Here is a 14,423-nt window from a genome sequence, read left to right as displayed (position 1 = left end):
GGAGACGATTGTGAACAACGGACTGACCGCCCTCGGTCCGGGTGCCACCGACCTTCTGCGATGCCTGGACGGCATCTTCGAGGGTTGGGGCCACGGGGATGGCGCGGTTTCCATGATCATGCCGCCACTGCTCCCTGTCCGGAGCCTGGCGCGCCTCGACTTCTACCAGAACTTCCCCCACCAGGCGATGCTCGTCAGCTCCCTGGACATGTCCAAGCGGCAGAGCCTGCCGGCTGACGGTGAGACCGGGGAGTTCGACACCTTCTTCCTGGAGCCGGCGCAGCTCGCGCTGCCGTCCGCCGCCTGCTTCGGGGTGTACCTGCACTACGAGGGCCAGCAGTTGCCGGGGGACACCCTGGTCACCGTGCTCGGCCGGTGCTTCCGCCGCGAGGACCACTACGTGGACCTGCGCCGACTGCTCGGCTTCCACATGCGCGAGGTGGTCGCGATGGGCTCCCAGGAGTTCGTCGAGGCGCACCTGCTGCGGTTCAGCGACAGGGTCGCCGCGTTCGCCGCCGCCCTCGACCTGCCGCTGCGCAAGGACGTCGCGACCGACCCGTTCTTCGACGGCGAGAGCCCCCGGGCTCTGTTGCAGCGGCTGTCCCCGGTCAAGCACGAGTTCCTCGCGGGCGACATGGCGATCGCCTCGGTCAACATGCACCGCAACTTCTTCGGCGACCGGTGCGCCATCACCCTCGCGCCGGAGGCCAACCCGGTGTTCACCAGTTGCGCGGCCTTCGGCCTCGAGCGATGGTTGTCGGCGCTCTTCGAGCGCTTCGGCGACTGGGAGGAAGCCCAGTCCGCCGTTCTGAAGGCCTCATCCAACATGGACACGAAAGGGGTATTGCTGTGACCTCAGCGACCGAGCAGGTCAAGACCTGGATCCTCCAGCGGCACGAGGGGCTCGCCGACATCGAGCCCGACGTGGACCTGATCGACAGTCGGCTGATCGACTCGCTGTCGTTCGTCGAGTTCGTGTTCTACATCGGCCAGGTCAGCGGCCAGGTGATCAGCCTCGACGGCCTGCAGATCGACGACTTCCGCACCCTGGAGAGGATCACGAAGCGCTACCTCACCACTGCTGGCTGACGAGTTCGGCGGCCTCGGCCCCGGTGAGCGTGTAGCTGCCGGGGTCGGCGGGTCGGCCTGAGTACAACAGGATCAGGGTCGGGGCGTCCGTCCGCAGTGTCGCGGGCGCCCGGCCCGGCACCGGACTGCCCAGCTCCAGAGTGCGGTCCGGCAGGGTGACATGGGCCAGCGGCGTGTCCCGGACGCGCGCGCTCGCCCCGAGCAGGGTGACCGCGTCGTGCAGGCCCTCGCTCGCGTAAGCCCCCGCGTCGCCGAGGGCAGCGCGGATGTCGCCGCCATGGATCCAGGTGCCCAGCGCCGCGCCGTCCCAGGCCCCGTCGGACGCGACGATCGCGGCCCCGGCCTCCAGCAGCCCGTGTTCGAGTTCGTCGAGAATCGCGGGCACGGTCCAGGTGCGGCGTTCGAGCACCTGGGTCTCGTTGCCGGCCGGGCTGGAGTCGTAGGCCACGCCCCGGGCGATGCAGCTCAGGGCGGCGCCGCAGTGGGCCAGGATGTCGAGCACCGACCAGGCGGAGCACACGGTCGGCGCGTCGAGGGCGGCGCGCGGCAGGTCACGGACGAGGGGCAGCAGGGTGCGGTGCTCGGCCAGCAGAATCCGCTCGGAGGGCGTCAGCTCGGTCATGGCCACAGGCTAGACGAGCCCTGACGATATAGGAAGAGGTGAATATATTGTGGTACTTTGAGGACTTCAAGCCCGGCGATGTGATCGACCTGGGTTCCGTAACGGTCACCGAGTCGGAGATGTTGGACTTCGCCCGCGCGTTCGACCCGCAGCGGTTCCACGTCGACCACGACGCGGCGGCCGGCTCCACGTTCGGCGGGCTGGTGGCCAGCGGCTGGCACACCGCGGCGATGTTCATGCGGCGCTACGTGGACACCGTGCTCGCCGACAGCTCCGGTGAAGGATCGCCCGGCGTCGATGAACTGCGATTCGTCCGCCCCGTCCGGCCCGGCGACACCCTGACGGCGCGGCTCACCGTGCTCGGTTCGTTCCCCTCCCTGAGTGACTCGCGGCTGGGCATCGTCAAGCCGCGGTGCGAGTTCGTCAACTCGGCCGGCGAGGTCGTGTTCAGCATGGTCCTGCACAGCATCTTCCGTCGTCGTGACTGATCGGAGCATCATGGAAGCCGTCTCGCTCACCGCCCAGTGGACCGCCGCGGCCCGGGCCCTGGAATCCGAACGCCCGGACGCCCTCTTCGTCGACGACTGCGCGCGCACCGTCGCCGGCGACACCGGGTTCACCCTGCTCGAAAGGTACTCCGGCTCGGGCATCGTGCCGTTCATCGCGGTGCGGACCAAGTACATGGACGACGCGATCGTGGCCGCAACCGCCGGCGACGGCCCGCGCCAGGTCGTGCTCGTCGCCGCAGGGATGGACACCCGGGTCCGCCGGCTGCCGTGGCCGGCCGGGGTCACCGTGTACGAACTGGACCGCCCGGCCCTGCTCGCCGCCAAGAACGACCTGCTCGCCACCACCACCCCCCGCCCGGGCCCCGAAAGGGTGCCCGTCCCGGTGGACCTGGCCGGCGAATGGACGCCCGCCCTGGTGGCGGCCGGCTTCGACCAGGCCGCGCCGACGTTGTGGGTGGTGGAGGGCCTGTTCTTCTTCCTGCCCGAAGAAGCGGTCACCCGGCTGCTCGGCACCCTGCGCGGGCTGTCGGCCGCCGGCTCCGTCCTGGTCGCGGACATGGCCAGCCGGGCCTCGCTGACCAACCCGTTCGCCCGGCAGTTCCTCGGCGCGCTCGAGGAGGACGGCGCGCCGTGGCTGTTCGGCACCGACGAGCCCGAGCCGTTCCTGAAGGGCACCGGGTGGGCCGTATCCGACCTCAAGCAGCCCGGCGAGGAGGGCGCGGCGTACGGCCGCTGGCCCTACCCGGCGCCGCCCCGGGAACTGGCCAACGCGCCCCGCTCGTTCCTCTTCACGGCCCAGACGGGCTGACGTGCTCACGGACGGGGAGGTGCGCCACGCCCTCGTGGTCGTGGCGCACCCCGACGACGTGGACTTCCAGGCCGCCGGCACGGTCGCCAGCTGGGTGCGCGCCGGCGTCGAGGTGGCCTACTGCGTCCTCACCGACGGCGACGCCGGCCAGTCCGCGGAGTCCCGCGACCGGGTCGGTGAGGCACGGCGCGCCGAGCAGCGGGCGGCCGCCGCGGTGCTGGGCGTGCGCGACGTGCGGTTCCTCGGCTACCCCGACGGCCGGCTGGAGGTCAGCGTGGCGCTGCGCCGGGACATCAGCCGGGTGATCCGCGAGGTCAGGCCCGACCGGGTGCTGTTGCAGAGCCCCGAGTTCCACTGGGACTGGGTGCCCGACACCCACCCGGACCACCGGGCGGCCGGCGAGGCGGCATGGTGCGCGGTGTACCCGGACGCGCGCAACCCGCACGCCCACCCCGAGATCGCCGACCTCGCGCCGTGGACGGTGCCGGAGACCTGGGTGGTGGGCGGCCCGACCCCGGACCACTTCGTCGACGTCACCGGGTTCGTCGACCTGAAGGTGGCGGCGCTGCGTGCGCACGGTTCGCAGACCGGGCACCTGGCCGACCTCGACGGGCACGTCCGGTCCCGGTTGGCGGGGCACGCCCGGCGCGGCGGCCTGCCCGACGGGGTGCTCGCCGAGGCGTTTCAGGTCGTCACCACCGGACCGGCCGCGAAGGAGGACGGATGAGACTCGCCGTGATCGGGGGCGGAGCCGCCGCCGTCAGCCTGCTCGACAGCCTGCTCCGCCACCTCGACGGCCACCCCGCGACCCTCGACATCACCGTGTACGAGGGCTCCGGCACCCTGGCCACCGGCCGCGCGTACCGGCCGGACCTGGACTGCGCGCTGGTCAACCGCCAGGCCGGCTACATGTCGGCCCGGTGGGGCGACCGGGAGCACTTCCTGCGCTGGCTGCGCGAGCAGGGCGGCAGGCACGCCGACGCCGAGCCCGAGTCGTTCGTGCCCCGATCGGACTTCGGCCGGTATCTGACGGGGCGGCTCGCCGAGTGCGTCGCCGCCGCCGAGGGCCGGGGCTGGCGGGTCGACCTACGGGCCGCGCTCGTCCACGAGGTCGCACCGGCCGGCGAGGGGGTGCTGCTGCGCGGCGACGGCTGGGTGTCCGACGCCGACGCCCTGGTGCTGTGCGTGGGATCGGCGGCCCCCGGGGACCCGTACCGGCTGGCGGGCGCGCCCGGGTTCCACCCCGACCCGTACCCGATGACGGAGGTTCTGCCCCGGGTGCTCGGCGACGGGCACGTCTTGGTGCTCGGCACCGGACTGTCCGGGGTGGATGCCGCACTCGGGCTGCTGCACCTCGGCCACACCGGGCCGATCACGATGCTCTCCCGGCGAGGGATCCTGCCCGGCGTCCGGGCCGTCGACCGGCCGATGACCCTGCGGCACCTCACCCCCGAACGGCTCGCCGCCGGGCCGGTCCGGCTCCGCGAGGTCTGGCGGCTGTTCCGGGCCGACCTGCGCGAGGCCGGCGCCGACCCCCGCGCGCTGGTCGGGCCGGTGGTCCCGGCCGCCGACCGGCTGCGCGGCCAGCTCGCCGCGTCGGACAACCCGGCGCAGAGCCTGATGATGGCCGCGTTGCACTCGGCCCGACTGCCGGTGTGGACCGGCCTGCCCGACGCGGAGAAGCGGCTGGTGCTCGCCCGGTTCCAGCCGGTGCTGAAGAGCACCTACAACCCGATGCCGCCGCACACCGCCCGCCGACTGCTCGCGGCGATGGACTCCGGCCAGCTGTCGGTGCGGCCGGGGGTGACGGCGGTGACCCACCGGCCGGATCGCGGGTTCGTGGCCGAGGGGCCCGCCGCACCGCCCCCGGCAGCCGCCGTGATCGACTCGACCCGGGTCGGCCTCGCCGTGGTCGGGGCGGGCTCGCGGTCCCTGGTGTCCTCGGTGGTGACCTCGGGTCTCGGCGAACCCAGCCCCTACGGCGGCCTCCGGGTCGACGTGGACAGCCACGCCCTGCTCGGCGGGGGACACCCGGCGGCGTACGCGATCGGGGACATCACCTCCGGCGAGCTGTACTACGCCGGGAGCATGTTCATGGTCAACCGGGCCGCCGACGCCGTGGCCGCCGCGATCACGGCCCGTGTCACGTCCGCGCGCGCGACGACGGCTGCCTGAAGTGAGCCGGAGGCTTTGTCGCCGGGCGACGCGGGTGCCCGGCCGGGCCGCAGGCCACCCACGTGGGTGGTCAGGCCGCGTGGCTGGCCGCCCGCGCCGGAGTTCAAGCCGCCTTGTTGAGCAGCCGGCGGGGCACGCCCTGGGAGATCGCCACCCCGACCAGCACGATCAGGGCGCCGGCCGGCTGGTTCCACGCGACCGGCTCGCCAAGCACCAGGACCCCGGCGAGGACCGCGAACACCGGCATCACGTAGGTGGTGGAGGTGGTGGTGGTCGCGCCGACCTTGCCGATCAGCGCGTAGTTGAGCGCCTGGGCGAGACCGGTGCACACCGCGCCGAGCATGACGACGCTGCCGATCGCGTTCACCGGCCAGCTCGTCGGCGGATCGGTGAACAGCAGCATCAGCACCCCGGTGATCAGGGACGCGATCAGCAGCTGCGCCGTGGACACCGCCACCCCGGACACGTCGGGGCGGATCAGGAAGCGGCGCATGTAGGGGTACGCGACCGCGTAGCAGGCGGCGGCACCCAGGCACATCAGGCCACCGCTGAGCGCGCCACTGGCCGCCTGCCAGACACCGAGTACGACGAGCACGCCGACGAAGCCGATCAGCAGGCCGGTGATCCTGGCCCGGTTCGGCCGCTCCTCCGGGAGCAGGAACAGCACCACGACCAGGGCGCACAGCGGGGTCGCGGCGTTCAGGATGCCGGCGAGCGCGGAGGACACGTGCCGCTCGCCGTAGGACAGGAGGCTGTAGGGCAGAACGCTGCCCATCACCGCGACGAACGCGGCGTGCCCCCACACGACGGGCGACCGGGGCAGCCGGTCGCGACGGAGCAGCAGCACCACGAGCAGGGCGAGCGCGCCGAACCCGACCCGGCCGAAGGTCACCTGCAACGGCGCGAAGGTCTCGACCCCCACCTTGATGTACAGAAACGTCGTGCCCCACAGCGCGGAGAGCACCAGGAAGTAGGTCGGCCAGGACTGCCACCAGCGGGTGGGGGTCGACGTCTGGCCCGGGGTGCACTCGGCGGCCGTGGAGTGAGACATGGCAGACAGTCTGCCGTCGATGCCTGGCGGTACGCAAGGCCCGAAGTAGTTGAAGTCATGACTTATTCCACATTGTTATACGGATCGACCTGGACCCGGTGGCGGCGCTGGGCAGCTCGGGCCGGCGGCCGCCGGGACGTGTGCGCAGTAGCGCAGGGTGGTGGCGGACGCGACCGGAACGCGGTCGAACCGGCGTGGTGAGGGGACGCGCACGGAGGAGAGGTGGTGGGTGGTGGGAACTGGCTACTCCAACGTCAGCCCACGACCGGAGGATCCGAAGGGAGTGCTACCTGAAGCCGGCCGGCTCATGATCCACACGTCGCAGGCCCACGATGGCAGGCGCGAGCAGACAACCCCTCGACCAGATTGTGGCTCCGCGCACGCCAGTCGGGTCCCGCCGCGATGCCCCCGGCTGCCGCCGGTCACGATTGCCACCGTCCGTCAGGCACCTGTCGTGTTCGTTGACCAGTCCATGATCGTGCGGTCCAGGCGGGTCTGGTGCCATTCGGACGTCGCGTTGGGCGGGTCAGCTGACCGCCCGGTTCCAGTTCTCCGTCAGGTACTTCTTCGCGGCATCGGTCTGGGCGGGGGACAGGAATACCGGGTCGCCGACGACCGGAGGGAGGTTCGCGTCCGCCGCCGCGTCGATCGTGCCCGCCCGCCGCATCGCGTCGGCCCGGACCGGACGTGCCAGGCCCCGTAGCCAGATGTTCTGGCCCTCGTCGGAATACAGGAACTCCTCCCACAGCCGGGCGGCGGCCGGGTGCGGCGCGTCCTTGTGCACGGCCTGGACGTAGTATGACCCGACGACGGCGTGTTGCGGGACAAGGATCTTCCAGTCGACCACGCCCTTGAGCTTGGAGGCGTATCCCGCGTTCAGGTAGTCCCAGTCGATCACGACGGACGTCTTGCCGGTCTGGATCGTGGTCGTGTTCGGCTCGCCCCGGACCAGGTTGCCGTTCCGCTTGAGCTGGCCGAAGAAGTCCACTCCGGGGCCGATGTCGTCCGGGGAACCGCCGTTGCCCAGCGAGGCAGTCACGACCGCGTTGAACGCCGCGCCGGCGGCCGTCGGGTCGCCGTCGATGGAGACCTTGCCCTTGTACGCCGACTTGAGCAGGTCCTGGATGGAACTGGGCGCGGGAACCCTGCCGGCGTCATATCCAATGGACATGTAGCCGCCATAGTCGGCGAACCACAGGCCGGTGGGCTCCTTGAGTGGCTCGGGGAAATCAGCCCAGGTCGCGACCTTGTACGGCGCGAACACGTCGGTGTTGGCCAGCGCGACGTTCGCGCCCAGGTCGAGGACGTCGGGCGCGAGCGGGGTGCCCTTCAGGCCCCGGGCGGCGTTGATCTCGTCCTGGCTGGTGTAGTCGGGTTGCCCGGAGTTGACCCGGATGCCGTACTTCTTGCCGAACGCCGTGATCATCGCGCCGTAGTTCGCCCAGTCCGGCGGCAGCGCGATCAGGTTGAGCGCGCCCTCCTTCTTCGCCGCCGCGACCAGCGCGTCCATGCCGCCCAGCTCGGCCGCCGAGGTCGCGGACGCCGGCCGCACCCTCTCCGGCTCCGCCGGTGCGCACGCCACCGTGAACAGCAGCGTGCCGACGACGATGCCGAAAATGGGTCGGCGATGTGTCCACCGCACGGGCGTCCTCCTGTCAGGCCGGGGCCGGACGGGGTGACCGCCGCCGGGATGTCGCACTTATCGGGCATGGGTGCTGACCTCGCCCTACAGTCGGCCCGCAGGCCGCTCGACCCGGGTTCCACGGGTCCTGGACACTCTGGGATCCGCACCTTCGGGTGTCAATATCCGGGCAGAAAAGTTCATCCGGGTACACCGGAACCGCTACCCCGACGTCATGACAGGGTGGCCCGTCCTTCCGTTCCCGGCTGCCGTTGCGCGGCCGGTTGACGCTGCCGACCACGGTGCTGTTCATGGTCCCGGCTGCGGGATGTTCGTCCTGAACTGGCTGAGCGCCCGCCACCTCATCCAGGCCAACCGCGACCTCCTCACACAGATCGGGGCGGCGGAACCCGCAACGCCCGTGCTGCCGACGCCCGGCCCCGCCGAAACTCCGCCAATCGACTTTCGGGGCGGCACTGTGCGGGCGGGCGGTGGGCGTCGCGGCCCGTGCCGGTCTCGGCGCGGGTCGCGAGCCCTCAGCCGCCGAGCTGGAGCCGGCCTTCGCCCGCACGGAGCCCGGGGGCAATGGCTCGGCACCCCTAGCGGGACTGTCCATGTTTGACTGTCCATCACTCCCAGCGACTTCGCCGACATTTGGCATCGGGATAACGCCCGACGATCGTGCGATACTCATCGGTAGCCGCGCATGCCCATCGCGACGCGGCGAATCGATCCGATCGTCGGTTGGGTGTGAGGTCTGATGAGCGAAGCGCGCGACGCGGAGGAACAGGCCCGCGACATCACGCTGGACACCTACCGGTACCTGCGCGCGGGCATGGCGATCATGGTCGGCCTGCTGGCCGCCGGGGTCGTCGGCGAACGGCTCCATGCCACGTGCTGGCAGGAATCCATCAGCGCGTACTACTACACGACCGCGCACAGCGTCTTCGTCGCGGCGCTGTGCGCGATCGGCGTCCAGTTGATCGTCTACAGGGGCAGTAGTGACACCGAGGATGCCCTGCTCGACCTGGCCGGCGTCCTCGCGTTCATCGTCGCTTTCGTGCCGACCGGCTCGCCCGGACAGGTCTGTGGCGCGGCGGGACCGTGGGCGAAGTGGGAACCGGCGATCACCAACAACGTGTGGGCGCTCATCATCGCCCTGCTCCTGGCATACATCGCGTCGCGGTGGATGTACCGTCGCACGCACACCGACCAGCATCGCAGCGTCCTGGGCGAGATCGCGGTATGGCTCCTCCGGGTGGTACTGGCGCTGGGACTGATCGCCTTCGTCTTCCGCCGCGACCTCTTCAACGCCCGGGCGCACGGGGTCGCCGCGGGGACCCTGTTCGCGGCGATCATCGTCACCGTGTGCCTCACCGCCTTCGTGGCGCGCCGCCAGTCTCCCACTCCCGAAGCGCCACACCCGAGGATCTACTACCGGCTGTACCAGGTCATCGCCGTGCTGATGCTCGCGACACTGCTCATCGTCATCGGCGTACACCTACTGCTCACCCCATGGAGCCACGCGATCCTCGTCGTCGAGTCGCTCCTGATCCTGGAGTTCGCGGCCTACTGGGTGGCGCAGACCATCGAGCTGTGGAAGACCCCCAACCGTGCGGCGCTTCTCCCCGGGAACCTCCGGACGCAGTTGGCCCACAAACGGGAAGAACGCGGGCCTACCGGTTTGGCGAAAGACATGCAGGAACTAAAGCGCCACCCCGCCGGCGAACGACTGATGCGCGCGCTGTGAACAGATGCCGGGCAGCGTCCTGAGCCTCCCGGTCCTCGTTGGCCCAGCTCAGGCCAGTGCGTTCGAAGTGCGGGTAGACCGCGATCCGGTGCTCGTCGACCGCGCTGGGCGTAAGCCACACCTCAACGGCCGGGCCGGATGCCAGGTCGCGCAGCGCGGTCGGGTCGCGGGCCGTCTCGGCCTGACTGTCCAGCCGGGTGAACCCACCGGTCAGGCGCTGGGCGTCGTTGCCGCCGGGCATGGAGGACACGGCTCCGTCGTGGTGGGCCGCCGTCCCCGGGGCGTGGCCCGTCCGGTGGCCGGGGCTCTTGGTTGCGTCGTTGGGACAGCGGGGCAGCGGGGCAGCGGGGCAGCGGGGTGAGGCGTGGGCGGTGAGAATGGCGGGGTGTCGGATGAGGTGGTGGGAGAGCGGTCGAACGACGGTCTGCTCGACGGGGTCAGCACCGCCCTTCAGCGGGCGGGACGGAAGTTCGAGCTTTCGGAGCTGAGGTTCCTGGGGGCCGGGTTCTCAGTCTCGGTGGTGCGGGCCGGGCCGGACCTCGTCGTGCGGGTGCCCGGCACCGAGGATGCCGCCGCGCGCGGTCGGCGCATGGCGGAGGTGCTCGGCGCGTTGCCCGAGCTGCCGGCCCGGGTACCGGAAGTGGTCGAGGTGCTGCCGGCGCAGGAATCGTTGGAGCATGGTGCGCTGGTGCACGTGTGGCTGCCGGGCGAGCCGGTCTCCGCCGGGCTGGTGCGGTCGCACGGCTCGGCACTCGCCGGGGAGACGGCACAGTTCCTCGCCGCCCTACATGCGGTCGACTCCCCGAAGCTCGAAGCCGTGCTGCGCCGGACGCCGGCGGAAGTCGGGCTGCGCCGGTCAGTGGAGGAGGCCGAACTCTGGCCACCGGACCCAGTCGTCGAGCTCGTCGCCGGCCGGCTGGCCGGTCCGGAGGTCGCCGCGTTCGGGCGCTGGCGGGCCGAGTACCGGGATTGGATCGCCGAGGTCGGGAGGCCTGTCGCGCTGCACGGCGACTTCTGGCACGGCAACCTCGTGGCGCGGGAAGGCCGGCTGGCGGCGGTGGTGGACTGGGAGGACGCCCGGCTCGGTGATCGGGCGGCTGACCTGTGTGGCCTGTGGTGTCTGGGCGCGGAGTTCGGTGCCGCAGTCCTGAGCCGCTACGCGGAGCTCACCGGCATCGACAGTGGGGCGCTGGGGTGGGGCGTGGCGGTGAACCGGGTCCGGCGTGAGCTGCGGGGCGTGGAGTGGTCTGTGCGCCACGACGACGCCGACGAGCTGGAGGCGTCCATCGTGAAGGTCCGGGCGGCACTGGGCTAGCCAGCGGGCGCAACTCGGATGTGGGCGATCTCAGTCGTCCTCGGGGTCTGCCGGACACTCGTGGCCGTACTCATCGACATCCAACTCCGCGCGCGTCACCCTCAAGAAGTCCAGCACGCGGGCGTCCAAATGCCAGCCCAGCACCCTGTACTCAGGGTCGGCGCCGGAGTTGAGGTACCGCACTACCTGCAAGGTCGCGCTGCGGCCACCCTCGCTGGCGGCCAGTTCGTCAGCCAGAGCCCCGATCGGCACCGCGTACTGCTCCAGCCGCTCGACAAGTCGCTCGACCTGTTCGTCCACGCATAGACCGCTCTCACGGCACACCACCTTCCATGAGTGCGCCTTGGGCACCATGGGCAGGGCCGACCTGCTGCCACGCACCGTGTGCTCATCAGGCGACAGACCGAGACGCGCTCCGATCTCCTGCGCCGACACCTGTTCCGAGGCGATCGAGAAGTACACGTACTGAGAAATGATCACAGCCGCACCATAGCTGTCGCCACATGGCGACCACCACGGTTGAAGAACAAGCTCAAGCCGGATCCGGCGCAGGGGTCGTGGATCCGATTCGAGCGAATGTCCTGGTCAACCTGCGGGTCGTCAGGGTGACGGCGGTCCAGGTCAGGACTGTTTCAGACGTAGCTGGGGCTCAGCGTTCGCCGCAGCCGCGATCTCCACCTTCCATGCGCCGCAGTGGTGTGCCTGTGTGCTGCGGGGCCAGAGCGTCTGCGGGACGCCGGGTGGAGTGCGGCGGCGGTGTCCGATCAGTCGGGCCGGTTGGTCACCTGGAATGACCACCTCGGGGCAGAACAGCAGCACGGGGAAGACGACTGCGGGCACGGCGAACAGGATGGGAAAGTGCAGTCGCAGCGCCCAGGCGACCAGTGGCCCGGTGATCACCAGGAGGACCGGTACGGCCAGCAAGCCCGGCAGGAATCCGGCGATGCAGAACTCGATCACGTCCGGGTTGCACCGGTCGAATGTCGCGGCGGCCAGCAGGCCGAAGCCGAAGTCGTGGGCCGTTCACCGGACGGGAGATCAGTCATCCACCGAGTATCGACACCGGGTCGTGGTCTCAGTGGGTGCGGTGGCCGATGGCGACGGCATCCGCGAGGATCAGACCCATGCCGCTGCGACTGCACCACATCGTCATCGACGCCCACGATCTGCCAGGCCTGGCCCGATTCTGGGCCCAGGTACTGGGTTGGAAGATCCTGTCCGAACGGGACCGGGAGGTGGTCATCGGACCGGACGTCACAGCGCCGGTCGGGATCTGCTTCATGCCGGTCGCCGACGTCAAAGCGGTCAAGAATCGCCTTCACCTCGATCTGACGTGCACGGCGGAGGACCGGGTCGACGAGATCGAACGGGTACTGGCACTCGGCGCGCGCCACGTCGATGTCGGGCAGTCCGGTGAGGAGTCCTGGGTCGTCCTCGCCGACCCCGAAGGCAACGAGTTCTGCGTCATTCGACCGAAGCGCACATTGATCCTGTGACGACATGCCATGGCGGAGCGAGAGTCAGCGGCCGGCCGGTGGCGACGAACTGCTGAACAGGCCGATGAGGCCCTGTGGGGCGTCCTCGTCGAAGCAGATCCTGTGGTTGTGCGCGGCTTCGGCGGCGGCCTCGGCGCTGCGGGGGAACAGGGCGTTCTCGTACTCGGTGAGCGCGGCCTCGACGTCGTCGGGATGGGCGGCGATGGCTGTGGCGAGTTCGGCGCCGTCGAACATGGCGAGGTTGGCGCCCTCGCCGGCGAATGGTGACATCAGGTGGGCGGCGTCGCCGATGAGGGTCACGCCGGGCACCCGGTCCCACCGGTGTTCGATCGGCAGCGCGTTGATGGTCCGTAGGACGGGGGCGGTGTCACTGTTGGTGATCAGTGCGGTGAGCTCCGGGGCCCAGCCGTCGAGCTCTGCGGCGACCGTGGTGGTGGCTGCCTCGGTGTCGGTGACGTCGATGTCGGCGATCCAACCTGGCGGCCTGGTCAGCGCCACGTAGGTGTGCAGGGTGCCGCCGGGCTCGCGGTGGGCGAGGATTCCTTTCCCGGGTGCCAGTGCGAACAGTGCGCCGCCGCCGACCGCCTTCGCGCTGGCGGGGTGACGATCGTCGGCGTCGAACAGGTACGTCTCGATGAAGGATGTGCCGACGTAGGCGGGTTCGGCATCCGACAGCAGCGGGCGTACGCGTGACCAGGCGCCGTCCGCGCCGACCAGCAGGCTGCTCGTCACGATCGAGCCGTCGGCGAACGTCAGCTCGTGCCGGCCGTCGCCGAGGGGACGGATCGCGGTGACCTTGTGCCCCCATCTGATGGTGTCGGCCGGAAGGGAGTCGAGCAGAATCTGGCGCAGGTCGCCCCGGTGGACCTCGGGCCGGCCGCCGGTGCCGTCGTCGGGCCGGTCGAGCAGGACGGTGCCGTCCCTGTCGAGCACCCGCGACGCCTCGCCGCCCGCGTGGATGAGGTCGACGAACTGGTCGTACAGACCGGCTGACCTGAGGGCGAGTTGGCCGTTGTAGTCGTGGATGTCGAGCATCCCGCCCTGGGTGCGGGCGGTCGAGGAAGCCTCCGCCTCGTAGATGGTCGCCGGGATGCCGTGCAGGTGCAGGACGCGGGCGAGGGTCAGTCCGCCGAGCCCCGCGCCGATGATCGTGACGGGAGTGGTCATGGTGATTTCCTCCATCGAAGGCCGCACGGAGCTTGACCGCGCGACTCTGGAACGCCGTTCCAGTACCCAGCTTGGAACAACGTTCCAGATCTGTCAAGATGAGTGCATGGCAACGGAGACGGGTGACACACGTCGGCGAACGGACGCACTCTCCCGCAAGCGCATCGTTGACGCCGCCGTCGAGCTGCTCGACGCCGCGGGCGAAGGCGGCCTGACGTTCCGGGCCCTCGCGGCGCACCTGAAGACCGGGCCCGGTGCGATCTACTGGCACGTCGCGAACAAGGACGAACTCCTCACCGCCGCCACCGACGCCGTCCTGACCCACGCAACGGCGGCCGACGTCGCCGAGGACACCCCCGAGGAGGCGATCCGGGCGGTCGCGCTCGGTGTGTTCGACGCGGTCGACGCGCACCCCTGGGCTGGCACCCAGCTCTCCGGCGCTCCATCGCAGCCGACGATGCTGCGGATTTTCGAACGCCTCGGACGCCAGATCCAAGCGCTCAGCGTCCCCACGGCGGCTCAATTCACTGCGGCCGCGGCCTTGTGGAACTACATCCTCGGCGTCGGCAGACAAAACGCCGCGAACGCCCGGGCGCACGAACCGGGCACGGACCGGACCGCGGCCCTCGCAACCGCGTCGGCCGAGTGGGCGAACCTCGATCCGATCGAGTACCCGTTCACGCGGACCGTCGCCGACCAGCTGCGCGACCACGATGACCGCGAGGAGTTCCTCGCCGGCATCAATCTCATCCTCGGCGGCATCTCCAGCCTGGCCCTGCCGGTCGTGGATGGCCCCACCCGGACATGACCTGGCCCAATC

General features: G+C 70.6%; 16 protein-coding genes. 10 read left to right on the top strand and 6 right to left on the bottom strand.

Annotated elements, in window-relative coordinates; genetic code table 11:
* Nucleotides 1-10 precede the first annotated feature (10 nt).
* Together IW245_RS10405 and IW245_RS10400 are read left to right on the top strand one after the other, a co-directional pair.
* Nucleotides 11-853, top strand: a complete 843-nt coding sequence (locus tag IW245_RS10405; protein WP_197002968.1) for a class-II aminoacyl-tRNA synthetase family protein — start codon at nucleotides 11-13, stop codon at nucleotides 851-853.
* Entirely contained in the window at nucleotides 850-1,089 is a 240-nt protein-coding gene (locus IW245_RS10400) for a hypothetical protein (RefSeq protein WP_197002967.1), read from the top strand. The genes IW245_RS10405 and IW245_RS10400 overlap by 4 nt, the downstream gene beginning before the upstream one ends.
* Here IW245_RS10400 and IW245_RS10395 read toward each other — a convergent pair.
* Nucleotides 1,073-1,711, bottom strand: coding sequence for a maleylpyruvate isomerase family mycothiol-dependent enzyme (locus tag IW245_RS10395; protein WP_197002966.1), 639 nt, complete (start codon nucleotides 1,709-1,711; stop codon nucleotides 1,073-1,075). The two genes, IW245_RS10400 and IW245_RS10395, sit on opposite strands and share 17 nt — an antisense overlap.
* 47 nt (nucleotides 1,712-1,758) lie before the next feature.
* On the opposite strand from IW245_RS10395, the gene IW245_RS10390 reads away from it, so the two are divergent.
* Genes IW245_RS10390 through IW245_RS10375 form a run of 4 tightly spaced genes read left to right on the top strand, consistent with a single transcriptional unit; the run spans nucleotide 1,759 to nucleotide 5,203 of the window.
* Nucleotides 1,759-2,199, top strand: a complete 441-nt coding sequence (locus IW245_RS10390; RefSeq protein WP_197002965.1) for a MaoC family dehydratase — start codon at nucleotides 1,759-1,761, stop codon at nucleotides 2,197-2,199.
* The gene (locus IW245_RS10385) at nucleotides 2,192-3,028 is read left to right on the top strand and encodes a class I SAM-dependent methyltransferase (RefSeq protein ID WP_197002964.1); all 837 of its coding nucleotides are present in this window, start codon (nucleotides 2,192-2,194) and stop codon (nucleotides 3,026-3,028) included. Before IW245_RS10390 ends, IW245_RS10385 begins: the two co-directional genes overlap by 8 nt.
* Before the next feature lies 1 nt (nucleotide 3,029).
* Entirely contained in the window at nucleotides 3,030-3,755 is a 726-nt protein-coding gene (locus IW245_RS10380; RefSeq protein WP_307788878.1) for a PIG-L deacetylase family protein, read from the top strand.
* Complete coding sequence (locus tag IW245_RS10375; RefSeq protein ID WP_197002963.1) at nucleotides 3,752-5,203, top strand: FAD/NAD(P)-binding protein; 1,452 nt, start codon at nucleotides 3,752-3,754, stop codon at nucleotides 5,201-5,203. Before IW245_RS10380 ends, IW245_RS10375 begins: the two co-directional genes overlap by 4 nt.
* Nucleotides 5,204-5,306: 103 nt before the next feature.
* On the opposite strand, the gene IW245_RS10370 is transcribed toward IW245_RS10375, so the two are convergent.
* The gene (locus tag IW245_RS10370; protein WP_197002962.1) at nucleotides 5,307-6,254 is read right to left on the bottom strand and encodes a DMT family transporter; all 948 of its coding nucleotides are present in this window, start codon (nucleotides 6,252-6,254) and stop codon (nucleotides 5,307-5,309) included.
* A 526-nt stretch (nucleotides 6,255-6,780) separates the two neighbouring features.
* Complete coding sequence (locus IW245_RS10365) at nucleotides 6,781-7,896, bottom strand: ABC transporter substrate-binding protein (protein ID WP_233472388.1); 1,116 nt, start codon at nucleotides 7,894-7,896, stop codon at nucleotides 6,781-6,783.
* A 739-nt stretch (nucleotides 7,897-8,635) separates the two neighbouring features.
* Here IW245_RS10365 and IW245_RS10360 point away from each other — a divergent pair.
* Entirely contained in the window at nucleotides 8,636-9,625 is a 990-nt protein-coding gene (locus tag IW245_RS10360; protein ID WP_197002961.1) for a hypothetical protein, read from the top strand.
* A 385-nt stretch (nucleotides 9,626-10,010) separates the two neighbouring features.
* Complete coding sequence (locus IW245_RS10355; RefSeq protein WP_197002960.1) at nucleotides 10,011-10,940, top strand: phosphotransferase family protein; 930 nt, start codon at nucleotides 10,011-10,013, stop codon at nucleotides 10,938-10,940.
* A 30-nt stretch (nucleotides 10,941-10,970) separates the two neighbouring features.
* Here IW245_RS10355 and IW245_RS10350 read toward each other — a convergent pair whose 3' ends face one another.
* Nucleotides 10,971-11,420, bottom strand: coding sequence for a DUF4279 domain-containing protein (locus IW245_RS10350; protein ID WP_197002959.1), 450 nt, complete (start codon nucleotides 11,418-11,420; stop codon nucleotides 10,971-10,973).
* Nucleotides 11,421-11,561: 141 nt separating this feature from the next.
* Entirely contained in the window at nucleotides 11,562-11,900 is a 339-nt protein-coding gene (locus IW245_RS10345) for a hypothetical protein (RefSeq protein ID WP_197002958.1), read from the bottom strand.
* Nucleotides 11,901-12,064: 164 nt separating this feature from the next.
* Here IW245_RS10345 and IW245_RS10340 point away from each other — a divergent pair, with 164 nt between their 5' ends.
* Nucleotides 12,065-12,436: a VOC family protein gene (locus tag IW245_RS10340; protein ID WP_197002957.1), complete on the top strand. Its 372-nt coding sequence runs from the start codon at nucleotides 12,065-12,067 to the stop codon at nucleotides 12,434-12,436.
* Between the two features lie 24 nt (nucleotides 12,437-12,460).
* On the opposite strand, the gene IW245_RS10335 is transcribed toward IW245_RS10340, so the two are convergent.
* Nucleotides 12,461-13,603 carry an FAD-dependent oxidoreductase gene (locus IW245_RS10335; RefSeq protein WP_197002956.1) on the bottom strand — a complete coding sequence of 381 codons (1,143 nt, stop codon included), beginning with the start codon at nucleotides 13,601-13,603 and terminating at the stop codon, nucleotides 12,461-12,463.
* Between IW245_RS10335 and IW245_RS10330 the strand changes: the two genes are divergently transcribed.
* A complete protein-coding gene (locus IW245_RS10330) occupies nucleotides 13,602-14,411 on the top strand; it encodes a TetR/AcrR family transcriptional regulator (protein WP_231399539.1) in 810 nt (269 codons plus the stop codon). The genes IW245_RS10335 and IW245_RS10330 overlap by 2 nt on opposite strands.
* Nucleotides 14,412-14,423: the final 12 nt, after the last annotated feature.

It is taken from the genome of Longispora fulva (assembly GCF_015751905.1).
In the GTDB taxonomy this organism is placed as follows: Bacteria; Actinomycetota; Actinomycetes; order Mycobacteriales; family Micromonosporaceae; genus Longispora; species Longispora fulva.
The sequence above is the reverse complement of the archived record's forward strand: the minus strand, read 5'-3'. Positions and strand labels throughout refer to the sequence as shown.